The sequence below is a fragment of the Chlamydiales bacterium genome, from assembly GCA_016185065.1.
Classification (GTDB): domain Bacteria; phylum Chlamydiota; class Chlamydiia; order Chlamydiales; family Rhabdochlamydiaceae.
This window is the reverse complement of record JACPOL010000001.1, coordinates 1-22,631: the sequence shown is the minus strand read 5'-3', so window position 1 is coordinate 22,631 and position 22,631 is coordinate 1. Positions and strand designations below refer to the sequence as shown.

The following is a 22,631-nucleotide window of genomic DNA, read 5'->3' as shown; positions in this document are numbered from 1 at the left end:
TTGCTATAGAGCGATATCGTTGCCAGAGGATTTTAGCAGTTCTTTGGCTTTTATGAGATGGGCAACTTTGCCCTCTCTTAAAAAGTTCTCGTACTGCTCCTTAGCACGCACCTTTGCCCAGCGCTTTTCTAGGATGCGAGGGGCTTTTGCTGCGTCTTTTAAAGAGATCTCTTTAGTAATGGTCACCCACTGATCCTTATACTTTCCTTGAATCAGGAGGGTAAAGTCGCCGAACTTGTTTAAAGTGCCTACAATGTCGTAGGGGCGCTTTGCAAACAGAGTTGGCATGTTGGATGTCGTAGGATAGAAGTGGATCTTGCTGCTGCCATCTTTTGGGATAGCGGTAACTGTCATGTTGGTAATCAGAGGATTACGCAGATCGAGCAGGAGCTTGCCGAGACGTCTAGGGAAGGCGGCGTGTGTGTCGGAGTAGAGGAGCTGGCCTCCACTGCAGCTGCTTAAGAGATCGAGCATGATCAGATTGTTTCCCTGTCCAACTGCTGCTGAGTGCAAGGTAACTTTCCCCTCATTCTTCTCGAGCCACTTGCCGATGCTTTTTTGATGTCTTACTGTCGCTTGCGAAGAGCCGCCGTCACTGAGCAAGATAGCGGTGTGAACCTCATCGTCAGAGAGGGTGCGAGGGATGATCTTTTCAAGAGAGGAGTAGAGATCTGCAGAGGCGAACATCCCGCCATGCTCTTGTCCTTCGAGGAACTCTTCTGCGCGGCTGATTGAGGCCCTTGAGAAGGGTAGCGAGCTTTCGCTTAGGCGTCTTACCTTCTTGTCGAAGAGGATGATGTTGAACTTGTCTCCCTCTTGCAGGCAGGAGAGAGCTTTTATGACGGCGCGCTTATAGGCTGCAAAGCGGTGGCGCTCGATAGAGCTAGATCTGTCGATTAGGAAGTAGTAGTTCTGCGGCTGGCTCTCTAGCTGGAGCTCATCTGTTGGGTTTAGGCTGAGAGAGAAGACGTAGCCTGCGCCCTCAGGATGAGGCATCAGCTGCATCTTCACTTCGAACGCTTCATCCCAACTTTGAGTCTGAGCGATCTGAGGAAGTAGGTAGGCGTCCACTTCGGGAAGAGAGTCTCTTGATGGGATTCCCAGCATGGAGCCCTCGCCAAGGGTGATAATGGGGCTCTGAGGCAGTAGAAGCGTAGTCTCTTTCTCGCTCTTCTCCGAAGAGAAGAGAGAGGCATCTAGTGCCGGCTTCAGCTCTTGTGGGGCTGCAGCGTTAGGTTCTTTGCTAAAGCTCTCCATGAATGAAGCTGGAGGGAGGGTGGATTCTGCCATTGCAATGGTTGGCATCGATTCAAAACCGAGGTCATCCTCCTCTTCTACGCCCTCTAGGACAAGAGAAGAAGTGAGGATGTTTTTTGGATCAGAACTCGCCCTCTTTTCAAGCGAAAGCTGTGGAAAGATAGTCTCCTCATCGCGCACGCGCTCCATCTCGTCGAAGCTGGCTAGAACAAAAGCGAGAGAGGGAGCGACCATTGTAGGTAGCTGCAAGCTCTCACTCTCTGTAATCTCCGCTTCAGGGAGAGGAGGAAGTGTAGCGATGATCTCTTCAGAAGGCTGCTTATAATAGTCGGAAGGATGGAAGCGTAGATCAAAAGGAATCTCTTTCTGATCTGGAGAAGCAAGCTCCTCGAATACCTCTTCAAGCTCTTCCTGTCGCACGAGATCCTCCTCGTTTGCAGCCACACTTTCCAGAGGAGGTGTAGATTTGCGGAAGAGAGAGGTAAATCTATTCTGCAGAACTAGCGGCTGCTTCACCAGAAAAGCGACCAGAAAGAGGTGCAGACTTACCGATATTAGAAGGCATGTCGCAAGAAGAGAACGCTTCTTATTCTTCATAGGCTTGTTGTTTTCTCTAACTTATCGCGCAGATAGGGTGTCAGTTCGGAATTAGAATTTTTCAGCTCTTCAAGCAGCGCATCTGCTTTGAGCTTCATCTCTTTGGCTTCCTCTTCGTTTTCTGTCAGCGCAGCTTGTGTTTGAAGAATTAGGGAGTCGATAAATTTCATGTAGGTGACAAAGAGTTGATCCTTGTCAGACTGACGCAGTCTGCACGCTTGATACTCTTGAGCATCTGGATCCTCTTCACTCAAGAACTCTTCTTTGGCACTCTTCAAGAGAGCGAGCAGTTTTTCAAGGCGCTTCTCCTGAGGAACGAGCTCAGATTTGATCAGCGCATAATCTAGAGCCGCTTCAAGGTGAATAGGCTCGCTAGTCAGCCGTTTCTTAATTTGAAGGTCTTTAAGAGCTGCGAGAATAGAAGAGAGGCGCGGATTCGCATCGCTCTTCTCCTCTTTTTGCAGGAGGCCATACTCTAGACGAGCGCGCTCTAAGAGTGCTGTATCCGCTGCAGTGGAGAGGGTGTGAGATGAGGTGTTAATGAGGTAGTCGTAGGTTGCAACAGCTCTCTCTGTCTCTTTAACATGGGCATAGGCTCTGCCGAGGTCTAAGAGGGCTCTTCTCTGGAACTTCCACGAGAGGTCGGGTTTTGCTTCATAGATCGACTTTAAGTCGCCTAAAAGAGCAATGGCCCCCTGGTAGTTATCTACCAGAGTTAGGAGCTCAGCATACTTCAAGGCCTCCCCTTCTAAGAATAGGGTATCGGCTGTGATCGCTTTGAGCTCTTTAAGTATGCGCTCAAAAAGCTGTGTAGCGCGTGCAGAGTAGTTTCCACCCTTATCCGCTTTAGCTCTTCCATAGTAGTAGTTGGCAAGCCAGAGCAGATTGTCTCTCTTGACTTCAACATCGTTCTGCATTGCGCACGCATAGAGGTGGTCTGCAGCTTTCTCGATGAGATCTTTGTCGCCTTGTCGCTGACCCGCCTCTTTGAGGTAGGCGTTGTAGAGCATGAGACGGAGAACGGAGCGGTTTTCAAGATTTGGATTTAAGGAGAGCGCCTGTTCAGCGTGAGTTAAGAAGTTCATCCCTTCGGTTCCAGCTCTATGGAGAGCGAGAGCCACGAGAAGGTGCGCTTCCGCGGAGGAGCTGGAGGTTGCAAATGCCTGTAAGAAGGTTTCTAAGCTTTTTGCGCTCTCTTCCCATCTGCCCATAGAATAGAGAGTTTTTCCCATGAGAAAGACATAGCTCTCTTTCTCTTCTTGTTTCCAGACCTGATCTTTGCTGAGGGCCTCTTTTAATACTGAGACGAGCATCTCATTTTTAGCTCCGAGCTGCTCTTCTTTTGCGTTTTTACGCTCCATCAGAGCTGCATGAACGAGCTGGTGCCAAGCAGATGCAGCTTGCGCGCTGGAGGAGAAGGTTTGAAGGAAGTCGGAGAAGGCTGCTCTGCCCTGCTCCCACTGTTGAGCTTTAACGAGAAGACGGCACTGTTCAAAAGAGAGGGCCTCCTTCTCTTCATGGTTAGGGAAGGCGACCAGTACTCTCTGGATCTGCTCTCTTGCCGCAGCCACATCGCCAAGTTCTTCAGCGACCTGAGCGTGAAGCACAAGCGTTTTTGCATAGTCTAAATCTTCAGGGAAGAGCTCTCCCATCTTTTTAACAGAATTCTCCATCAGAGAGAGGTCCCTTGTCTCTTTTGCACAGTTAATGAGGCAGAGTAGAGCGCTCTTAACTTCTGAAGATGAGGCCTGTTTGTCAGCTAAAAACATCTGGAGGGGAACCACTGCCAGCTTGTAATTTTTCAGAGCGAAATGGCTCTTGCCGATATAGAATTGAACGAGGGGGAGCTTCTCTTGAGCGAGATACTTTCTCGCAATCTCTTGTGCTGTAATGAGCTCGGAATACTTCTCCATTTGAAAGAGGAGGAGAAGCTGGTTGAAGGCTGCGGCCTTCGCTTTCTTCCCAGCGAGCTGGTAGACAGATGCGAAGGTTTTGCACGCCTCTTCTTTATTGGTCTGTACTTGCAGACACGCCGCTTGAAAGAGGAGCTCCTCTTTTTTATCTGGATACTTCTGCGCCAGCTGCAGAAATAGGGCTGCTGCTTCTGCGCTCTCTTTCATCTCTCTATGGATATAGGCCATTGGAAGGAGAGAGGCCTCTTTAAAAGAGGTTTTTTCTAAAATTCTATACTCCTGTTTGGCTTTCTCTAGGATGCGGAGCTTCTTCTCCTCATCTTTTGTCTGCATGCCTTGGCGCCAGAGCGACTCTGCGAGGAGGTAGTGGAGTTCGAATCTATCCCCGCCCGCTTCGTTCAATTCTCTTGCTGTCTCTTTAATGACATCGGGATAGCGATTGAGAGAGAAGAGTGAGCGCAGATAGTTGAGCTGCGACTTCTTTTTTAGATCTGCATCGGTGACTTTAGCATAGGCGTCTACGGCTTCGGCGTGCTTGTTGTCGAAGAAGTAGAGATCGCCGAGCATCGTGTAGAGCTGCTCACGCGCATTGGTGTCTGGTTTTTTTGAGAGAAGGTCCAAAATCTGCATTTTGGCAGCTTGATAGTCCCCCTCTTTCCAGAATTCTGCGATCCGCCTTAGCTGCAGAGCTTCTTGCGGAGAGGTGTTCTTAATCGGTTTCAGTGAAGGAAGAAGAGGAGCTGAAAGAGCGAGCAAACAAACAAGGAGATAATCTCTGCGCATGACTCACCTGGGGCTAAAGAGTTTGGGCCGATTATACTCACAACATATTATTTTACAAACTTCATGCAACGAAGAGGAAGAGAAGATCGGGCGCGGGCACGCACACGGGCACGTTCACGAAAGGGGGAACTGGGGAGCGGGAAGAGAAGATAAAGATCGGGTGCTGACAGGCAAGAAAAAAGAGAGAGTCCGATCTTCTTCTCTCTTTCGTAAACGTGTCCGTGCCCGTGCCGGTGCCCGATCTTCCTCTTTCACGTAAAGCGAAGCTTTCTCCTGGCCTACCCGACATGTCTCTTCTGCCAACTTATTAATATAATCTAGTTCTAATAGTGGGCGATGAGGTCGTCTGCGCGGGGATCGTTTGCTTTTTTGAGCTGCTCGTAGAGGAGAAGTGCTCGCGCGGTCTCCCCTTGCTTGAAGTAGAGGACGCCTAAGCGGAAGATTAGTTTATGGTCTTGAGGAGAGAGTTTTAGAAGGATCTCATACTCTTCGATCTCTTTCTGGGCCATTTCGAGGTCGTGATAGATGCTTGCCAGTTGCGCATGGACCCAAGGCTCGTTAGGTGCTAGGGCGTCGAGAATTTTAAACTCTTGAACTGCTCGAGCGGTGTAGGATTCAAACTTCTCTTTCATCGGCTTTGAAGAGTAGGCGGAAGGAGTCCAAGGCCAGCTCTGATCTGCACGCTGAAGGTTTGCCATTGTTAAATAGGTGTGCGAAAGCGCCGCGTGCGCTTCTAAATCTAGCGGCTCTTTCCTGATCAGATCGAGATGGTGCTCTATCGCGTTTGAAAGCAGCAGCTCCCTCATCTGATGGATCTCCTTCCAGTGCATCCAGACTAGACACTTCTCGAAAAGAGGCTGTAGAAAAGGGAGGGGAGCTGGCGACTGTGCGATCCACTTTTTCATCTCTAACAGATCTGAGAAGTAGCGGAGCGCGTAGGCTAGGAAAATGGAGTCGTCATCCGCTCCTTCACCTGCGGCCTCTTTGCAAGAAGAGAGATAGCGCGAGGAGATCTCTTCCATCTGCTCCGGTTTTTTCGCTTCCATATAGAAGGAGAGAAGAAAGTAGGAGAAGACGGTGAGGCAGAGTCCAGCGAGACAAATGGCGATGAAGAGAGATTTTGAAAGTGCTGAGAGGAGAAGAATGGCGACGAGTTCAGTGGCGGCGAGGGCGAAAAAGGCCAAGTTGAACTGTTTTGTCGCGTGAGTGAGAGAGAAAAAGTCTCTAAATGCGTTCTCAGCGTGGTGTTTTACCCTCTCCTGTACGACAGGCGAGTCGAAGAGGCGCACTTTTTTTTCTGTAGAATGTGTCTGTGTTGTCATGAAAGAAAAAGCCCTCTTAATGGGGTAAAAAACTAACTAATCGCTGCAATTTTCTCAAGAGAGATCGCGATCGCGACTACTCGCCAGTCTCAATCATGTAGTCGATCACATTTTGTGAGACGCCCGATTTTTTTAGATCGATGATCTGATCGCTTGTCAGATGATAGACGCTATTTGTCGCTTTAATCTGGTTGATGATCGTCTCATCTTTAAGTCCATTTTTGGACATGTTCTTAATGTCTTGGACTGTCATCTGCTGCCCGCGGTCGATTCTATCGAGAGTTTGAGGTGAGCGCGACTCCATGATCTTACGATCCTGCTCATCTAGGGCGTATCCAATTAATGCTCCAGTGCCTGCGCCGACTGCACCGCCGATCAGGGCGCCTGTTCCGCCACCGGCAACTCCTCCAATCAGAGCTCCGCCACCCGCTCCAACAAGTGCACCTGTGCCAGCTTTGCTTTCACAGCCTGCTAAAACTAGTGCAGCTCCTACAACTCCGAATAAGATCTTCTTCACGTCTACCCCCAGACTCTATATATTCCACTAATAACTGATAGTTTCCGAGACTGTCTATCTTTTTATTACTATGATTACGTTTGCCGAAGCGACTTCCCTTTGCAAAGAGATTAAAGAGGTTCTCTCCTCTTTGAGCTTTGCTTCCATGAGAGAGAGCTCAGAAGGGAAGTGGTTGATAAATTTTAACGAGGGAGAGAGGGAGAAGCATCTGCTAGTTTGCGTGCGCACCCCCTTTGAACGCTTTCACCTGGCTCCAGCGCACGAGGGAAGGGAGACTCCTTTTACAAAGAAGATAGAAGAGGAGCTTAGAGGAAGCGAGCTTACGTCCATCGCACTTTTGGGAGAGGATCGAATTTTAGAGCTTCAATTTAAAGGTAGGAAGAAGGGGCTATCTTTAATTTTAGAACTGATCCCCAGACACAGCAACCTCTACCTTGTGGACGAGAAGAGAAAGATCCTCCTCTCTTTTCGTCCAGCCAAAAGTGTCGATTATTCTCTGCCCCCGCGCAGCTTCACCCACGAGAGTGAACCCCACTTCTGCTCAAGCCCAGGGGTGAACGCGGAATATGCAAAAAAAGAGAGAGAGGCTCTCCGTGAGCAGAAGATCCACGCCGCAAGGGCGCAGCTTGTTAGACAGATTCGCAAGCAAGAGAAACGCGTAGCTCAGCTGAGAAAAGAGAGAGAGGAGGCGGAGAACTGGCCCGCAAAAGAACATGAGGCTGCACTTTTACAGAGCAGCTATTTCAAGTTGAAGCATGGAATGAGCAGGATTGATCTGGAGGATTGGGAGACGGGAGAGCTTCGAACGATCGAGCTGGACCCCTCTCTTGAGCCGAGTGCCCAGCTCAAGCGGGTGTTTGGATATGTGAAGAAGCTAAAAACTAAGGTCTCTTATGTTCAAAAATTTCTAGAAAGGGCCGAGAGCGAACTCGCTCTTCTCCAGAAACGTTTGGAGACTTTTGAAGATGAAGGAGCTGCTCTTCAACTTGAAGAGTTACCAAAACCAGAAAGTAAACCTCCCGCAAAAAAGGAGCACTCCTTTCGGGAGTATACCTCTGAAAAGGGGCTTAAGATCTATGTCGCAAAGAGCGCCAAACAGAATGAGGAGCTCACTTTTTCTTTTGGAAGGGGCTTGGATTACTGGCTTCACGTCTCCGACTTTGCAGGGAGTCATGTGATTGTGCGTGGGCAGAAGAGAGAGGAGCCAGACCAGGAGACCCTTCTGGACGCGGCACAGCTGGCGCTATATTACAGCAAAGCGCGTGGAGAGAAGGTGGCAGACGTCACCCTCTCTCAGGTGAAATTTCTCACTCGCGGGAAAAAAATGGGACAGGTCGGGGTGGGAAAGTATAAGACGATGACCATTCGGTACGATCCCGAACGCCTCGCTAGACTACAAAATTTTACTCCCTAAATCTGTAGCCGACTCCGCGGACCGTTTCGATCCAATCGAAGTTTGGCCCCAGTTTTTTCCGGAGAGAGGCGATATGCACGTCGATGTTGCGATCGACAATGAGCGCATCATCATTATTATTTACCTCTTCGAGAAGCTGGTTGCGCGTTAAGACCTTTCCTCGACTCATGAGCAGCTGTTTTAAGATGCCGAATTCGGAGAGAGTGATGGTCAGCGCTTTATTCTCTTTTTTCAAGAGGTAGCGGTCGATATCTAGAGAGAACTCACCGAATGGGATCGCCTTTGTGGGTTTTTCTGGCTCTCTTCCTCTGCGGAGAACAGCTTTTACTCTAGAGAAGAGAACTTTTGGCGAGAAGGGCTTTGCGACATAGTCGTCAGCTCCGAGCTCAAGTCCGAGAATCTCATCGATCTCTTCGCTTTTGGCAGTTAAGATGATGACGGGAGTGTTTTTTAGTTCAGGGGAGTTTTTGATCTTCCGGCAGACGTCGAAACCATTCATCTCCGGGAGCATGATATCCAGAATAACTAGATCTGGTTTCTCGCGTTCTACAGCACGGTATCCCGCGGCTCCATCGGTTTCGGTAAGCAGTTTGTAACCGAGGGCTTCAGCTTGCAGCTTGATGAGAGCGGCAATATCCTCTTCATCTTCGATCAGCAGTATTCTCTTTTTCTGACTCATTACTGTTTCTCAATGAATAATTGAAGTAACGGATCATGCTTTAGAACTCTTTTCGCATCAAGAATTTTGCACAACTAGAACATCACTTCTACAGAGGAGGAGAAGTTGCCCATAGATGTTGAGTTTGCAAAAAAATCTGCAAGAGCATCAATAAAAGAGATGGAAGGTCGAGGTTCTAAAACCTCCAAAGCCTTTCTTCTTGATCTGCCCGCTTCTTTTATTCTCGCAAGTAGACCATTATCGGAAACTCTGATTTGTGGATCCCCGTTTTCTGCGAGCTCAAGTAATCCATTGAGCTTATCCCTAGAAGTCGCGTTTGCAATGCAGCTTGTGTAGAGAGCTTGTTTAAAATGCTGTAAATAATGGGCTCTTTGTGAGGGGGAAGTTTTTGGTGAAAAGAAGATGTTTTTAACAAAATGAGTGATGACGATTCGTATCGTCCTAACATCCAGAGCTCCTAAAAAGCGTCTGCTGCGTAAGAGAACACGAGCGCCCTCTGGATCTGAAGCAAGGGCGATTGCCATCATCCCGCTTTCAGGGTGAGCTGTTGCAAAATCATACTCGCGAAGCGCAGGGAGGTAGTTTTTTATTACTGAGAAGAGACTCATTTCCTCTCCGCCATATCTTTTATGAATTTTTAGAATCGCAGAAGTAGCTTTGTGATCTGCATAAGTATGCGTATCCATAGCTCTACCCCAAATTCTAATAGCCTCTTTCGGGAAATAAAAAGATGAGACCTCGAGGCATTGCTCTGGATCGAGATAGGAGACGAGAATGGAGAATGCGCCTTTGATTTGCCAAAAGCCTTGAAAAGCAGAAGGTAACTTTTCAGGTTTAGAAGCTGCAGATTTATTCGAAAATAACATTAATTCTGATGTCATGCAAAATACCAATTGTTTTATTGGTATTTTATATGAAAATCTATTAAAAAACAATATATTATGAGTTAATTAGAAAGACGTTCTTTATTTTCTGATTCAAAAAGTTTTTACCTAGTTTTTGGAACTTTTCGGGATCGTCGGAGACAAAGAATTGAACCTCACCAAAGGTGGTTTGTTTATTTACTAGATCCTTCTCTATTAAGATCTTACGCGTTTCCTTTGCGCAACTAACCCCGGGGTCGATTAAGACTACCTGGTCTCCCAGCTCTCCTTTAATAGTCTGTTGGAGGAGAGGATAGTGTGTACAGCCTAGAAGAGCTGCATCTAAGTTTTTCTCTTTAAGTGGGTTAAGATACTCCTGAACAGCTAGTTTGGTTAGGAGATGCTCTGTATACCCCTCTTCTACGAGCGGGACAAAGAGAGGGCATGGGATCGCAAAAATCTCTGTCTCAGGGAGGAGCCCTGCGATCTTCTCCTGATATACGCCCGAGGCGATTGTGCCTCGTGTGCCCAAGATGGCGATTCTCTTGTTCTGTTTAAGTCGTGCGAGCTCGTCAATCGAGGGAGGGATAACGCCGATCACAGGAATTGAAAGTGTGCTTGAGAGCTCTTCCAAAGCATAAGAGCAGGCGGTATGGCAGGCAATCACGAGAAGCTTAATCTGACTCTTCAGCAAAAAGCTGCTATTTTCACGCGCATAGTTGCGGATCGTATCGGCGCTCTTATTTCCATAAGGAAGCCGAGCTGTATCGCCAAAATAGATGAAATTTTCAAAGGGGAGCTCATCGATGAGTGCTCTAAGAACGGTGAGCCCACCAAATCCAGAATCAAAGATCCCAATACTTGAAGGAGAATTAGTCATGTGGAAGTTTGATCTCTTGGCCTACGACGATGCGGTCGGAGCTTAGATCATTGAGTTTCTTGATCGCTTCGATGGTTGTGTGCTGCTGTTTTGCGATCTTTTCGAGCGAGTCGCCCGACTTAACTTTATACTTGCGGTAGGTGTGAGTGTTGCTGCTCTCTTCTCGCGACTTCTCCTTTAATACTTCGGAGAGAGATGAGAGAGTTCCTTTGAGCTTAACAATCTCATCCAGGCGTCTGTTTTGCGCTTGGATCTCCTGTTCGAGATCGTGAAGTTTTTCTTGCTGTTTCGCAAAGGTGGTGCTGGCTTGATTAGCGTGAGTCCCAAGCTGTCTCAGGTCTTGAGCTAGCTTCTCTTGACTCTTTTGTAGTTCTGCGAGCTTCCGGTCGAGCGTTGAAAGTTGAAGGGAGCTTTCGGCTCCCTTCACTGGTGTTTTCTGCTGTTTTATCTTCTCGTCGAGGATCTGCAAGTCGACCCTTGTGCCGCTAAGCTCATGTCTCAAATCGGATAGCTCGATTCTCACCTCTTCCAAGGCGACATCTGCTGGACTCCTCTCCTCCTGCCAGGAGGTCATACGAGAGGAGCAGCTGCTCAGCGCAACACAAGAGATCAATGCTAAGCGTTTCATTTAGCGCTGGTAGATCTTAAATTGTGCACGACGGTTTTTAGACCATGCCTCTTGGCTATGGCTGATCTCGAGAGGACGCTCTTTGCCGTAAGAGATAGTGTGGATCTGGTTGAGATCAACGCCTTTCTGTACGAGTAGTGAACGCACGCTGTTTGCTCTTCTTGCACCAAGAGAGAGGTTATAAGCCTCAGGTCCACGCTCATCGCAATGTCCTTCCACAAAGATGTAAGTATCAGGGTGGTCTTTCAAGTAGGCTGCAATGCGCTCGACTGCTGCAAGAGACTCTTTGCCGCGAACGCTATGCTCATCGGTGTTGAAGTGGATATTGCGGAAGATCGAAGCGAGCTCAGCACTTGGCATGCTAAACTGATTGATGCCAGGAACGCCGCTGCCTGCTTCTCCAGGAACATGGCGAGACTGTGGGATCGCTCCGTCAGCGAACTGAGATTTTAGATCATCATCGCGGAGAGGAACGAAGTCCTCGTGGCTTGGGCCGCCATCAAACTCGCTATCTGCGAGCTCGGAGCCATCATTACCCCAGAGAGATTGTGAGTGCTTATACTTATAGCTGGAAGCGGACTTCGAGTCGTCCCAAGTATTATCTTTTTTTCCGCAGCTGGTAAAGAGTGTGCAGAGTGCTCCACACGCCAGTGCCATTTTTAAAACATTCTTTTTCATTTTAGTCCTCAATAGTTCAGCTTGTTAAATTCTAACGTGGGCCCCATGTGGGGTAATGGTTTTTTCCCTGGCCTTTCGTAATTCTTATCGCATCCGGCTGGTTCAGATTCACGACATAAAGTTCAGAAGAGGAGGCGTCGGTCGAGTTAAAAACGAGATGCAAACTATCCGCTGCCCAGGTGGGGTTTTCTTTATTGCCTGCCCCAGAAGTCAGCTGCCTCTCCTCTTGTGTGGCGAAGTCGTAAATCCATATTTGCCTCACTCCACCAGTTTTAGCACTATAGGCTAATTTTCTTCCATCTGGAGACCACGAGGGGCAGGAGTTTTCACTATTCTGCTTCGTGATCAGCTGCGGATTTGCGCGTCTTCCGGAGCCTGTCGCGGGAATCACATAGATGCGCATGCTTCTGTCTTTATCTGACACAAACGCGACTTTTGTTCCATCAGGACTAAAGGTGGGTGATGCTTGCGTGGAGTGAGGATAGGAGAAGAGCTGCTGAGGCTTTCCTACTTCTCCAGTCTGAGGATTAAAGGGCTGCATGAAGAGGTCGGATCTGCCGGCTGCATCGCAAATGAATGCGACCTTGTCGCGCTGAGGAGAAATTGCGGGAAGAAGCTGATTTCCTCTTAGATCGATCAGACGTCTCCCTACTCCTTCTTTTAGAGAAGCGAGGAAGATCTTCGGCTGACCAGACTTGTAGGAGACGTATAAAAAGCGGTCGCTCGCACCTGGAAAGCTAGAACTAACAGGAATGAATACAGGTGTGACGCAGTAGCTTCTTTCGCTTGTGATTTGACGCGCATTGTGTCCGTCCCAATCGCACTCCCAGATCTCGGAAGCCCATCCGGCAGCATCGGGGCTGTCGGCTCTAACCTCTTTTGCTTGTCTTGCAAAGAGGATGCGACTGCTTGCAATGCCATCTCTGTTAAAGAGAGACTTGTGAATCCCATCCGCAAGTTTATGGATCTGGCGGCGGTCGTGAGCGATCTCTCCAGTGAGTGTGATATCGCTGAAGTGTTTCAGCGAACCAGAACTGGTGGTGAAGAGATCAAGAGATAGGGTCTTTCCAGTGATGAGCACTTTCATCACATGGGCGATTCCAAAGCTCTTCCATGCTTTTGGTGAAAAGCACTCTTTTGCCTCTTTTGCAGTAAGAACTTTCTCTTTCTGGTCGTTAATTGGGAGGGCTCGTGTCGATCCATTATTATTTAAATCGAATAGGAGGACGGATTCGAGCTGAGAGAGGTAATTTCTATCTAGGGATGTCTCGCCATCAAATCTGCCCATATAAACTGGAATCAGGGAGCTAGCAGTTGAGAGCTGAACGCGGATTTCAGGGTTTTGCGGGGCTTCTGCCTGAATGCTTGCGCAAAGAGTAATCAGACAGAGAAGAGTATTTTTAAGAATGTTCATAGCTACAACTCGTTACAAAATGTGAAGACAAAAGTCTCCTGTTTTCTACTTCCTTCCAATTGTGGAAATCTCAAACGGGGAAGGCTAGCCTCTAGATACTTCCTATTTTTCTCACTTTCCGTTTTTAAGACCACAAGATTTACGACGGAGCCGTCTTGTTTTAGCGTGAGCTGGATCTTCACCTCTCCATATTCGGGGAGATTGAGCGTCTCTTTTAGATATCCGATCAGAGAGGCTTCATAGCTCTCATCAATGGATGCGTCTCTCGATGAAGCATCGATACTCAAGGGCCCAATAGGTGCGACGGGTGACGGCGCATCGAATTTTTTCGATGCTGCTCTCTTTTTGTCTGGCGTAGGCTCTAACTTTGAAAGGTTATCCTCCAGCTCCTGCAGAAGTTTTTGAGACATCTTCTCTCTCTTCTCATCTTGCACGGGCTTTACCGGCGCTTTTTTCTTCGCTTGGACCAGCTTTTTATCGGCGATGGGGGGTGCTTTTTTTGCCGGAGGCTTTGCGGGCTTTGGTGTAGAGGCGGGTTTACTTGCTGGAGGGGCACTCTGTTTGGGCTTAGTCTGGCTAACAGCTCTGGTGGGTGATGCGCTCTTCTCTTTTGGCTGAGCGCTAGGTGTGATCGTCTTCACAATGAGAGGTTTATGCGACTTCTTGTTTTCGGGATTGAAAGACAGATGGATATAGAAGAGGAAAAAGAGGTGCGCCGAGAGAACCGTATAGACAATAGCGCGCTTCATCCTATATCAGCCGGGTTGCAGAATAATATCTAACTGCTCAAAGCCTGCGAGTTCAACGGCGTTTTTTACGATCTGGTAGGTGCCAAACTGCGCTTTCTTATCGTGAAAAAGTTGGGGAGTGCGAGTCGAGTGGTTCTTTTTCGCTTGCTTTAATAGAGGGAGGAGCTCCTCTTTAGAGACGATCTTTCCATTGAACCAGATGCTATTATCCTCGCGCACGCGGATCGTAACAGGGCTACTATCTTGAACAACCGCCATCTCTTTGCTCTCTTTCTGGCTTGCAGATGCGAGCTGGATGCGGTCGAGTTCCAGCATCGGGGCGATGATGATAAACATGATGAGAACGACGAAGACGACGTCGATGAGTGGAGTCAGATTGACGGACGCCTCTTCATCGGCTTGACTACCTGAAAATCTTCCTGGTCTTCGTCTCATAGTTTAGTTGACCTTGCGGTACTGGAGTTCAACTGTAGAGAGGAGGAGGTAGAGGAAGTCCTCCATATCTGAGGAGAAGGTGCGGACCGAATTTTTCAAATAGTTATAAGCGACGAGAGCGGGAATCGCAATGACCAGGCCAAGCACAGTGGTTGCAAGCGCGGTGGATAGTCCGCCGAGCATTGCCGCATTGGATCCTGCAGAGGCGCCGCTATGCAGTTCGGAGAAGGTGATTAGAATGCCCCAGACGGTGCCGAGCAGTCCTAGAAAGGGGGCTAAAGTGGCGATAGTCGAAAGAACAAAGAGGTTTTTTTCCAAGAGCTTAGTTTGAGATGAGATTGTTGTAAGGACGTGCGATTCGATAAGCTCGAGATCTTTTGGAGAGAGGTAGACGGGAGCTGGCTCAGGGCTATCTTTAGCCGAAAAGAAGTGGTTCTTATTGAGGAGTTCAACCGATTTTTGTTTGAGTGTATCAAAAATTTCTGCAAAGGGGTTTGGAAGTGCTCTATTCAGCTGTTTTGGAAGGTCTGCAACATCAAGTGAAAAGAGAGGGCGCTTGTTTTGGGCGATCGCTTTCTGAAAAGAGAGAGAGACTCTCTGGACATTACGCGTCATCCAGGTCTTCTGAATCAGAACGATCCAGCAGGCGATAGAGAGCGCAAAGAGACCGAGAAAAATAAGTTTACCGAAAAAGTCGGATTGAGAATAAGAGCTAAGGAAGATATTTGCCGCAAGAAGAGATGAAGTCATAAGCCTACCGAGATTACCTACATGCATAACGAATTCGAGGGGCATTTGTCAAGGAAACGCGGGCCGCTTGCAACAGTAATTAGTTTTTGTACAAATGATTGGCGGTTTCTGGAGCGCAGTATCCAAGAGGCGCGGCTCTTTTCCGATCTAATCATGATCGTTATTTGCGACCACTTTTTCGATGGGAGTCTTGAAGATCTTGCTCTCATTGAAGAGTGTTACAGGCGCTATCCCGATTGCAGCTTCATCGAATTCGCGTTTGACCCTGAGAAACCCTACGGCAGGAGCTCTCCCTTCGCCCATGAAGATTTAGACCGGGTGCACCACTGGCACAACACGACTAGGCTTCTTCCTTTCTATCTGCTACCCAAAGAAATAGAGAGCATTCTCTTTTTAGATGCTGATGAGATCGTGGATGGAAAGAGGTTTGCAGCGTGGATAAAGGATTTCCCTTTTGAGGAGTATTCGGCGCTTCGCCTTGCGACCTACTGGTACTCGCGATCTCCCTATACTTGCGCGAGTATCTTCCCGGATTCAACTATGTTAGCTAAGAGAAGAGCGCTCACACCCGACCTGCTTTTGCATGACGATGAGCGCATAGGAACATTTTTAAGAACTCCAGGACCTAAACAAAAAGGGGTAGTTGCAAAAGATGGGCTTCCGCTCGTGCATCACTATAGCTGGGTGCGCACAAAAGAGGAGCTGTTCAAAAAAACAGAGACCTGGGGCCACCATTGGGAACGGGACTGGAAGAGTCTGATCGAGAAGGCGGAAAGTGAAAAGCATATCGAGAAGGAGTTTGTTCGCGGTTATGAGATTGTTGAAACCTCGCTTTTTTTCGATCCTCTCTCGTTGAAACCCCCTGCTCTTCCCCAGATAACTTTAGAGACGCATATCCGCAACCTCTCCGACTTTCCTCACGTCCGACGCGTGACCTCCCAAGAGATTTTCCGCCTCGACCTTCTCCTCCACTGCCAATAATGAACATTTTTCTGATCAAACAAAAGCATTTCATTTTTTTATTATTTGGGATTTTTACTCAGTTTTTTTAGAGCCCAAATAGACATGTCGGATGGTGTGCGCTCGCGCCACACCTCCCGCGACCACCTTGCGCTTCACCTCGCTTTGCCAAACCGTGTGCTCGAAAACAGAGTGGGCCATTGCCCTACCCTGTACACCCCTTCTCCGAGGACGCGATTTGGCAAAGCGAGATGCAGCGCAAGAGGGTCGCAGGGAGGCCCCGAGCGAAAGCGGAGCTTTCCCCTGGCCTACCCGACATGTCTTTTCTACTATTAAAAACATTCACAGCTTTTTAATCTGTTGAAGGGAGCAACTTTTTATTTTATCATGAGCAGCATGATCATTGATACGCATGCACATCTTACGGGAGAGGAGCTGGCGCCGCTGGCGGATGAGATTCTCGGACGCGCTCAAGCGAAGGGAGTCCAGAAGATCGTCAATATCTGCACGGATGTTCAGAGCCTCGAAAAGGGGCTCGCGCTCGCTTCTCGCTACAATTGGGTTTTCAATACAGCTGCTACCACGCCCCACGACGTAGAAAAAGAGGGAGAGAGCTTCTTTCCTCTTGTCGAAGAGGCTGCAAAACAGAAGAAGCTGGTCGCGATCGGAGAGACGGGGCTAGACTATCACTACGAGCACTCTCCTAAAACGACGCAGCAGAAGTTTCTGCTCCGCTATCTTGCCTTAGCAGTAAAATACTCTCTGCCTGCTGTTTTTCACTGCAGAGATGCATTTGAAGATCTCTTTGCGATGACAGATGAGGTCTATAAAGGCAGACCGGCACTTCTTCACTGTTACACGGGGAGTGCTCAAGAGGCTGCCCGCGCAGTTGATAGAGGCTGGATGATCTCCTTTAGCGGCATTCTCACTTTTAAAAAGTCGGAAGCTCTTCGCGAAGTTGCAAGAGCAGTTCCTCTTAGCCATATCGTCGTTGAGACCGACGCTCCCTATCTCTCTCCTCAAAGCATGCGCGGCAGCCCAAATGAACCTGCCTTCATCACCGAGACAGTTGAGGTTTTAGCTCGCATCAAAAATCTTAATCCAGATGAAGTTGCACGCGCCACTTCTGAAAACGCGATTAAATTTTTTTCTTTCTGAAAAACTATTTAGACGAGTACAAGTATCTTTTCATTTTTTGGTAAGATGGATGAGTGTAGATACGACAATTAAGCTTCCGCGCGCTTTTATATGGAGAAGACTCCACTCTTTGATGGGCCTCTGGCTTGTTCTTTTTCTCATGGAGCATCTGCTTGTAAATTCGCAGGCGGCACTTCTGCTTGGAGATAATGGGAGGGGATTTGTCGAGATGGTCAACGGGATCCACAACCTCCCCTACCTCTCATTCATCGAATTCACACTTCTTGGAGTGCCGATCGCCATCCACTTAATCTGGGGTGTGAAGTATCTCTTCACTGCAAAGCCCAATGCTCACAAGACAGACGGGTCGACTCCATCCCTTCCCGAATATGGCCGGAATCGCGCCTACTCCTGGCAGAGGATCACCTCCTGGATTCTGCTTTTTATGCTCGTTGCCCATGTGGTTAAGTTCCGCTTTATCGACTATCCAGCTTCTCTAAATATCGGTGGAGATGTCGCCTACTTTGCGCCGGTAAAGGTTGACAATGGACTCTATACGGTGGCGGACCGATTGAAAGTTGCTCTCTTCGACAAGGAGGCAATAGAGATCGAAAAGAGAAGTTTAAAGGACCGCAGCGATGAAGAGGCTCTTTTTGAAGCGGCGGACTCTTTGAAGAAGAATGAGATTCTCACTTGGGACGGCCCCGCTTCTGTGAAATACGACTCTCAGCGAGAGGTAATTTTTACCTCAGCCCAGAAATTTCAAGATAAGATCAACTGGGTCAAGATGCTTGGGAGCTACTCTCTTGCCGATGATGAGGTGCTTGCTGTTTCAGATAATTTTGGAACGGCATCTCTTCTGCTCGTGCGCGATACTTTTAAAAGCCCGATCTACGTATTTCTCTATACGATTTTTGTGCTATCTGCCTGCTTCCACGGCTTCAATGGCCTATGGACATTTCTGATCACCTGGGGAGTCGTGCTGAGGATGTCGGCTCAGAAGTCGACGGCCACTTTTGCAATTGGACTCATGCTGCTTGTGGCATTTTTGGGGCTCGCTTCGATCTGGGGAACCTACTGGCTAAACCTGCGTTACTGAAAAATTCTATGAGTGCGAAGAAGATGGGAAAAGAGGTGATAATGGTCGGCGGAGGCCTTGCAGGTCTTTCTGCTGCGATGAAGCTGGCTGAAAATGGATGCCATGTCAAGATCGTCTCTGTTACAAAAGTCAAGCGTTCTCACTCGGTCTGTGCCCAAGGCGGAATCAACGCGGGCATGAATTTAAAAAACGAGGATGACTCTCCCCTCGTGCACGCATACGACACGATCAAAGGCGGAGACTTTTTAGCCGACCAGCCACCAGTTCTCGAAATGTGTATGGCAGCTCCTGGCATCATACGCATGATGGAGCGTTTTGGCTGCCCTTTCAACCGTACAAGTGAAGGAAATCTCGACTTCCGTCGTTTTGGCGGCACACTCTACCACCGCACAGCCTTTTGCGGCGCCTCGACAGGCCAGCAGCTCCTCTACGCTCTAGATGAGCAGGTGCGCCGTTATGAAACGAAGGGCAGAGTGGAAAAATTTGAAAATCACGAGTTCATGCGTCTTGTCATGGACGATGAGGGAAACGCCCGCGGAATCGTGATCATGGATCTCTTCACAATGAAGCTGGACATCCTGAAAGCAGATGCAGTGATTTTTGGAACCGGAGGGCCGGGCCTGATCTTTAAGAAGTCGACAAACTCTACTTTCTGTACGGGAGCCGCGAATGGACGCCTCTTCAAACAGGGAATGAAGTACGCCAATGGTGAGTTTATTCAGATCCATCCGACGGCGATTCCTGGAGAAGATAAGATGCGCCTAATCTCCGAGTCGGCTCGAGGAGAGGGAGGAAGGATCTGGGTGTATGGAGATTCGACAAAGACGATTGTCGATCCTGAAGGCAAGACGATTCAGTGTGGAAAGACGGGAGAGCCCTGGTACTTTCTAGAAGAGATGTACCCCGCTTTCGGGAATCTCGTGCCGCGAGATATCGGATCAAGAGAGGTCCTCCGCGTTTGTGAGCTTGGCCTTGGCATCGATGGGAAGATGCAGGTCTATCTCGACGTCTCCCATCTTCCCCCCTCTCAACAGCATAAGATCGAATCTGTTCTTGAGATCTACCACAAGTTTACGGGCGAAGATCCCCACAAGCTTCCGATGAAGATCTTCCCAGCCGTTCACTATTCGATGGGAGGCGCCTGGGTAGACTGGCCGGCCGCCGATGATCCCGATCGAATGACGCGCTACCGCCAGATGACTAATATTCCCGGCTGTTTCCAAGTTGGAGAGTCGGAGTTCCAATACCATGGAGCCAACAGACTAGGAGCTAACTCTCTCACGGCCTGTATTTTTGCCGGCCTTGTAGCTGGAGGCGAAGTTCCGAGATATCTGGATAATCTGAAAGATAGCTATGGCAATCTCTCTACCAAAATGTACACGGATACACTTGCAGCAGAAGAGGCGTTAAAGCACGACCTTCTTACGCGCAGTGGAAAGGAAAATATCCACCAGCTGCACGATGAGCTCTCCGATGTGATGATCAGAAACGTCACCGTAAAAAGAGATAACGAATCTCTTAAAAAGACGATGGATGTTATCAAGCAGCTCCGCGAGCGCTACAAGCAGATCTCTCTCGATGACAGAGGCGGTACGCTCAACCAGACCTATGCCTTTGCCAACCAGTTTGGCTACATGCTGGAGCTGGCACTTGTCATGACCAAAGGCGCACTTCTGCGCAATGAGTTCCGTGGAGCCCACTTCAAGCCGGAGTTTGCCGCACGCGACGATGAGCATTGGCTGAAGACGACGATAGCGACCTATGATCCGCAGAAAGATGAACCTGTGATTAGCTATACACCCGTTGACTTAAGACACTTAAAGCCGATAAAAAGGGAATATTCTAAAGCAAAAAGGTTCAAGCCTACTTTGGAGAATATCCCTTCAAACATAACTCTGCCGGTCTAATTACATGGAAAAACAGACTTTTACGCTGAAGATTTTTCGGGGGACCTCCGAGAAGCAGTATTGGGAGGAGTTTGAGCTTGAACTCCGTCCGCTCTTAAATGTCACCTCAGCGCTGATGGAAGTGCAGAAGTCTCCAGTGAATAAGAAGTCGGAAAAAGTGACTCCTGTGGCTTGGGAGCAGGGGTGTTTAGAAGAGGTGTGCGGATCCTGTTCGATGCTGATCAATGGTAGGCCGCGTCAAGCGTGCACCGCGCTGATCGACAAGATCATCGAGTCGACTGGAAGCTCGGTTGTCACTCTTGCCCCCTTCACCAAGTTTCCGCTTGTTAAGGATCTAGTTGTAAACCGCGATATCATGTTTGAACAACTCAAGCGCGTGCGTGCTTGGGTGGATGTCGACGACTCCTTCGATAGAGGTTTTGGACCAAAAATCAGTTCCAAAGCTCAAGAGCAGAGCTATCTTCTCTCAACATGCATGACTTGCGGCTGCTGCAGCGAATCGTGTCCTCAGGTGAGTGCTCGTTCTAAGTTCGTTGGACCCGCTCCCATCTCGCAAGCAAGACTTTTCAATGAACACCCCGTTGGTAAGCTCATGGCTGAAGAGCGAACTCGCTCTCTCATGACAGAAGGCGGCGTAAGCGATTGCGGCAATGCGCAGAACTGCGCTCAAGTCTGCCCCAAAAAAATTCCTCTTACAGAGTCGATCGCAGTCATGGGCCGCGAAGTGGCCAAGCAGGCCATCCGCGATCTTATCAATCTCCCTGGCCGCAACTAGCCCCAGCATCAGAGCAGATTTTTAATAACAGGATCCGCTTCGCTGGCAGGATCGGCGCTCACCGCGCCGGCAGGATGGAAAGAAAGAATTCTTTTTCTCTTTCTTATCCTGCCGCCGCGTATGCGGCGATCCTGTTAATTTTTCCTATGTCTTATCTTGAATTTTGTTCTTTGAGAAGGGGGAGCTTGCGGCGGATTTTTGTTTTTGGATCGGAGTAGGTAACCGTTTGAGAGGGGACTCCTCTTCTCGTGAAGTTGAGTAGATCTGTAAGTGTTGTTAGCTGAATCTTTGGGTCTCCATTCTTAACAAGAAGAGCTTCGAGCTCCTCTTTCTTTAGTGGAGGGCTGACTCCCTTCTCTCCCTTCTCTTTCTCCTGCTCCAGAATGGTTTGTAAAACACTCTCTCCAAAGACCGATCTAAGTAGTGGAGTCGAAGCAAAGCAGAAGAGGATCGGCTTGCTCTTCTTTCCGTTATCAAGAAGAAAGAAGTCTTCAAGAGGCGGATACCCCTTCTTCTCATCTACCGAGTAGTGTTTGGTTCCCTTTATCATTTTAATGTAGAGCTCCCGCAGGCTCCTCTCTTCAGGAATGAGCTTTTCGAAAGAGAGAGTCTCTTTCTGCGACCTGCCAAGCTCGATTAAAGCGTCTAGAATTTTATACTCAAAATCGGCAATCGATGCAGCAGCAGCGGCCTTCTCTATACTTGTGCCTACATAAATATTTCTGAGGAGTTTAGCCGCGATCTCATAATGTTCACTATGGGTGGAGGGGGCTGGCGAGACGAAGAGAGGGCTTAAATTTAATTTAGAGAGTTCTGAGGGGTTTTCTCGATCTCGCTTAAAAATTTTTGGCTTACTCTCTTTTTTCTCCGATTTAGAAGTTTCCGTTGAATTCTCTTTCTTTTTTGTTTTGGAGGCTTTTGCAAGAAACTGTTTCTTCTGTGCTGCATTATGCACGCGCTTCTCCACATTCATAGAAGAGGTAAAGTAGGTCTGTTTTAACAGAGAGGATGTCCCATGTTTAACAAGCGTTGCAGCTCCGAAAGAGAGAATCAGAAGAAAGCTGCCTACGAGAATAAGAATGTTCATGAACCTATCCGCAAATTATAAGTTTTTGAGTTCGTGGATAGGTTCATTGTTCATAGAAGGTTGGAAGTTGCGAGGGAGGGAGGAAGAAGGCGAAGCTAATCTCTGGTCTCACTTCGGGTTTCGCCTCAGAATCTAGCTCAGGTTTCACCTCTTCCTTCTCTTTCAAAGAGATTTTAACCATAGGAGGAAGCGACTCATTCTCCTGATCCCATGATGTCACCCAGGACTCTTTAATCGGATCAAAAAAGGAGAAAGAGAGGGAGTTTACTTGCTGCATCAAGACCTCTCTTCTTCTAATCGATTCTCCTTCTAGGGGCAGTGTATGCAACTCAAGCAGCCCTTTTTTAGTTAGAAGAAGCACGCCTCTTACTTTTCCAGACAACTTCTCCTCAGTATCGACCCCCTGATCGAACGAGAAGACAAGGCTTAAGTCGACCCCCTCTGGGGTAGACTCTGTGTAAAAGAGGGGGGGCGTCTTCTCATCTTCGGGTGGAAGATTGGAGAAGATCTGCATGAGACGCAGCTGAGTCTTCTCTCGTGCGGAGATCCTCTCCTGGATCTTCTCCGCCTGCACATCCAGCAGAGTCAACTGCCTGTAAAATCCAAAGAGAAAAAAGAGCAGAATAGAGGTGAGCGAAAGGGCGATGACCACTTCCAAAAGTGATAGGGCTCTACGTCGGCGTCTCATGGGCACAAGATGATACCCCGCCCCCCCATTTATTAACAGGAGCGGTGAAAAGGTGACAATAAGAGAAGAGATAATTAACAGGATCCGCTTCGCTGGCAG

22 protein-coding genes are annotated in these 22,631 nt (G+C 48.5%); 6 read left to right on the top strand and 16 right to left on the bottom strand.

What is annotated here, in order from left to right; all coding sequences use genetic code 11:
* Positions 1-3 precede the first annotated feature (3 nt).
* The 5 genes from HYX48_00110 to HYX48_00090 form a co-directional block, all read right to left on the bottom strand.
* Positions 4-1,854: a VWA domain-containing protein gene (locus HYX48_00110; protein ID MBI2742306.1), complete on the bottom strand. Its 1,851-nt coding sequence runs from the start codon at positions 1,852-1,854 to the stop codon at positions 4-6.
* A complete protein-coding gene (locus HYX48_00105) occupies positions 1,851-4,550 on the bottom strand; it encodes a tetratricopeptide repeat protein (protein ID MBI2742305.1) in 2,700 nt (899 codons plus the stop codon). The genes HYX48_00110 and HYX48_00105 overlap by 4 nt, the downstream gene beginning before the upstream one ends.
* Before the next feature lie 61 nt (positions 4,551-4,611).
* Positions 4,612-4,839: a hypothetical protein gene (locus tag HYX48_00100; protein MBI2742304.1), complete on the bottom strand. Its 228-nt coding sequence runs from the start codon at positions 4,837-4,839 to the stop codon at positions 4,612-4,614.
* A gap of 34 nt (positions 4,840-4,873) precedes the next feature.
* Complete coding sequence (locus HYX48_00095) at positions 4,874-5,872, bottom strand: hypothetical protein (protein MBI2742303.1); 999 nt, start codon at positions 5,870-5,872, stop codon at positions 4,874-4,876.
* 76 nt (positions 5,873-5,948) lie between these two features.
* Complete coding sequence (locus tag HYX48_00090; protein ID MBI2742302.1) at positions 5,949-6,389, bottom strand: hypothetical protein; 441 nt, start codon at positions 6,387-6,389, stop codon at positions 5,949-5,951.
* 70 nt (positions 6,390-6,459) lie between these two features.
* Between HYX48_00090 and HYX48_00085 the strand changes: the two genes are divergently transcribed.
* The gene (locus HYX48_00085; protein ID MBI2742301.1) at positions 6,460-7,803 is read left to right on the top strand and encodes a DUF814 domain-containing protein; all 1,344 of its coding nucleotides are present in this window, start codon (positions 6,460-6,462) and stop codon (positions 7,801-7,803) included.
* Here the strand turns inward: HYX48_00085 and HYX48_00080 are convergent.
* The 9 genes from HYX48_00080 to HYX48_00040 all read right to left on the bottom strand — a co-directional run bounded on the left by HYX48_00080 (position 7,793) and on the right by HYX48_00040 (position 14,879).
* On the bottom strand, positions 7,793-8,482 hold the full coding sequence (locus tag HYX48_00080) for a response regulator transcription factor (GenBank protein MBI2742300.1): 690 nt from the start codon (positions 8,480-8,482) through the stop codon (positions 7,793-7,795). The genes HYX48_00085 and HYX48_00080 overlap by 11 nt on opposite strands.
* Before the next feature lie 74 nt (positions 8,483-8,556).
* Positions 8,557-9,168: a hypothetical protein gene (locus tag HYX48_00075; protein MBI2742299.1), complete on the bottom strand. Its 612-nt coding sequence runs from the start codon at positions 9,166-9,168 to the stop codon at positions 8,557-8,559.
* Between the two features lie 253 nt (positions 9,169-9,421).
* Positions 9,422-10,225, bottom strand: a complete 804-nt coding sequence (locus tag HYX48_00070) for a glutamate racemase (GenBank protein ID MBI2742298.1) — start codon at positions 10,223-10,225, stop codon at positions 9,422-9,424.
* On the bottom strand, positions 10,218-10,853 hold the full coding sequence (locus HYX48_00065; protein ID MBI2742297.1) for a LysM peptidoglycan-binding domain-containing protein: 636 nt from the start codon (positions 10,851-10,853) through the stop codon (positions 10,218-10,220). Before HYX48_00065 ends, HYX48_00070 begins: the two co-directional genes overlap by 8 nt.
* Positions 10,854-11,531, bottom strand: coding sequence for an OmpA family protein (locus tag HYX48_00060; protein MBI2742296.1), 678 nt, complete (start codon positions 11,529-11,531; stop codon positions 10,854-10,856).
* 31 nt (positions 11,532-11,562) lie between these two features.
* Complete coding sequence (gene tolB, locus HYX48_00055) at positions 11,563-12,945, bottom strand: Tol-Pal system protein TolB (protein ID MBI2742295.1); 1,383 nt, start codon at positions 12,943-12,945, stop codon at positions 11,563-11,565.
* Positions 12,946-12,947: 2 nt separating this feature from the next.
* Positions 12,948-13,694 (bottom strand): flagellar hook-length control protein FliK, encoded by a 747-nt coding sequence (locus tag HYX48_00050; protein ID MBI2742294.1) that lies wholly within the window; start codon positions 13,692-13,694, stop codon positions 12,948-12,950.
* 6 nt (positions 13,695-13,700) lie between these two features.
* Positions 13,701-14,129: a biopolymer transporter ExbD gene (locus tag HYX48_00045; protein ID MBI2742293.1), complete on the bottom strand. Its 429-nt coding sequence runs from the start codon at positions 14,127-14,129 to the stop codon at positions 13,701-13,703.
* Positions 14,130-14,132: 3 nt separating this feature from the next.
* Complete coding sequence (locus HYX48_00040) at positions 14,133-14,879, bottom strand: MotA/TolQ/ExbB proton channel family protein (protein ID MBI2742292.1); 747 nt, start codon at positions 14,877-14,879, stop codon at positions 14,133-14,135.
* 45 nt (positions 14,880-14,924) lie between these two features.
* Here HYX48_00040 and HYX48_00035 point away from each other — a divergent pair, with 45 nt between their 5' ends.
* From HYX48_00035 to sdhB, 5 genes are all read left to right on the top strand, one after another.
* A complete protein-coding gene (locus HYX48_00035) occupies positions 14,925-15,860 on the top strand; it encodes a hypothetical protein (protein MBI2742291.1) in 936 nt (311 codons plus the stop codon).
* Positions 15,861-16,235: 375 nt separating this feature from the next.
* Positions 16,236-16,997, top strand: a complete 762-nt coding sequence (locus HYX48_00030; protein ID MBI2742290.1) for a TatD family hydrolase — start codon at positions 16,236-16,238, stop codon at positions 16,995-16,997.
* 49 nt (positions 16,998-17,046) lie between these two features.
* Positions 17,047-18,075: a succinate dehydrogenase gene (locus tag HYX48_00025; protein MBI2742289.1), complete on the top strand. Its 1,029-nt coding sequence runs from the start codon at positions 17,047-17,049 to the stop codon at positions 18,073-18,075.
* Positions 18,076-18,098: 23 nt separating this feature from the next.
* Positions 18,099-19,982 carry a succinate dehydrogenase flavoprotein subunit gene (sdhA, locus tag HYX48_00020; protein ID MBI2742288.1) on the top strand — a complete coding sequence of 628 codons (1,884 nt, stop codon included), beginning with the start codon at positions 18,099-18,101 and terminating at the stop codon, positions 19,980-19,982.
* A 4-nt stretch (positions 19,983-19,986) separates the two neighbouring features.
* The gene (sdhB, locus tag HYX48_00015; GenBank protein ID MBI2742287.1) at positions 19,987-20,757 is read left to right on the top strand and encodes a succinate dehydrogenase iron-sulfur subunit; all 771 of its coding nucleotides are present in this window, start codon (positions 19,987-19,989) and stop codon (positions 20,755-20,757) included.
* Positions 20,758-20,908: 151 nt separating this feature from the next.
* Here the strand turns inward: sdhB and HYX48_00010 are convergent, their stop codons facing one another.
* The gene (locus HYX48_00010) at positions 20,909-21,844 is read right to left on the bottom strand and encodes a hypothetical protein (GenBank protein MBI2742286.1); all 936 of its coding nucleotides are present in this window, start codon (positions 21,842-21,844) and stop codon (positions 20,909-20,911) included.
* A 43-nt stretch (positions 21,845-21,887) separates the two neighbouring features.
* Positions 21,888-22,532, bottom strand: a complete 645-nt coding sequence (locus HYX48_00005; GenBank protein ID MBI2742285.1) for a hypothetical protein — start codon at positions 22,530-22,532, stop codon at positions 21,888-21,890.
* Positions 22,533-22,631 lie beyond the last annotated feature (99 nt).

Bases quoted from the DNA above. Each gene is read 5' to 3' on its own strand.
- HYX48_00025 (MBI2742289.1), top strand. From the start codon at position 17,047: ATGAGTGTAGATACGACAATTAAGCTTCCGCGCGCTTTTATATGGAGA.
- HYX48_00085 (MBI2742301.1), top strand. From the start codon at position 6,460: ATGATTACGTTTGCCGAAGCGACTTCCCTTTGCAAAGAGATTAAAGAG.
- HYX48_00070 (MBI2742298.1), bottom strand. From the start codon at position 10,225: ATGACTAATTCTCCTTCAAGTATTGGGATCTTTGATTCTGGATTTGGT.
- HYX48_00005 (MBI2742285.1), bottom strand. From the start codon at position 22,532: ATGAGACGCCGACGTAGAGCCCTATCACTTTTGGAAGTGGTCATCGCC.
- HYX48_00050 (MBI2742294.1), bottom strand. From the start codon at position 13,694: ATGAAGCGCGCTATTGTCTATACGGTTCTCTCGGCGCACCTCTTTTTC.
- HYX48_00040 (MBI2742292.1), bottom strand. From the start codon at position 14,879: ATGACTTCATCTCTTCTTGCGGCAAATATCTTCCTTAGCTCTTATTCT.
- HYX48_00045 (MBI2742293.1), bottom strand. From the start codon at position 14,129: ATGAGACGAAGACCAGGAAGATTTTCAGGTAGTCAAGCCGATGAAGAG.
- HYX48_00010 (MBI2742286.1), bottom strand. From the start codon at position 21,844: ATGAACATTCTTATTCTCGTAGGCAGCTTTCTTCTGATTCTCTCTTTC.
- sdhB (MBI2742287.1), top strand. From the start codon at position 19,987: ATGGAAAAACAGACTTTTACGCTGAAGATTTTTCGGGGGACCTCCGAG.
- HYX48_00060 (MBI2742296.1), bottom strand. From the start codon at position 11,531: ATGAAAAAGAATGTTTTAAAAATGGCACTGGCGTGTGGAGCACTCTGC.
- HYX48_00075 (MBI2742299.1), bottom strand. From the start codon at position 9,168: ATGGATACGCATACTTATGCAGATCACAAAGCTACTTCTGCGATTCTA.
- HYX48_00095 (MBI2742303.1), bottom strand. From the start codon at position 5,872: ATGACAACACAGACACATTCTACAGAAAAAAAAGTGCGCCTCTTCGAC.
- sdhA (MBI2742288.1), top strand. From the start codon at position 18,099: ATGGGAAAAGAGGTGATAATGGTCGGCGGAGGCCTTGCAGGTCTTTCT.
- HYX48_00065 (MBI2742297.1), bottom strand. From the start codon at position 10,853: ATGAAACGCTTAGCATTGATCTCTTGTGTTGCGCTGAGCAGCTGCTCC.
- tolB (MBI2742295.1), bottom strand. From the start codon at position 12,945: ATGAACATTCTTAAAAATACTCTTCTCTGTCTGATTACTCTTTGCGCA.
- HYX48_00110 (MBI2742306.1), bottom strand. From the start codon at position 1,854: ATGAAGAATAAGAAGCGTTCTCTTCTTGCGACATGCCTTCTAATATCG.
- HYX48_00080 (MBI2742300.1), bottom strand. From the start codon at position 8,482: ATGAGTCAGAAAAAGAGAATACTGCTGATCGAAGATGAAGAGGATATT.
- HYX48_00105 (MBI2742305.1), bottom strand. From the start codon at position 4,550: ATGCGCAGAGATTATCTCCTTGTTTGTTTGCTCGCTCTTTCAGCTCCT.
- HYX48_00100 (MBI2742304.1), bottom strand. From the start codon at position 4,839: ATGTCGGGTAGGCCAGGAGAAAGCTTCGCTTTACGTGAAAGAGGAAGA.
- HYX48_00030 (MBI2742290.1), top strand. From the start codon at position 16,236: ATGATCATTGATACGCATGCACATCTTACGGGAGAGGAGCTGGCGCCG.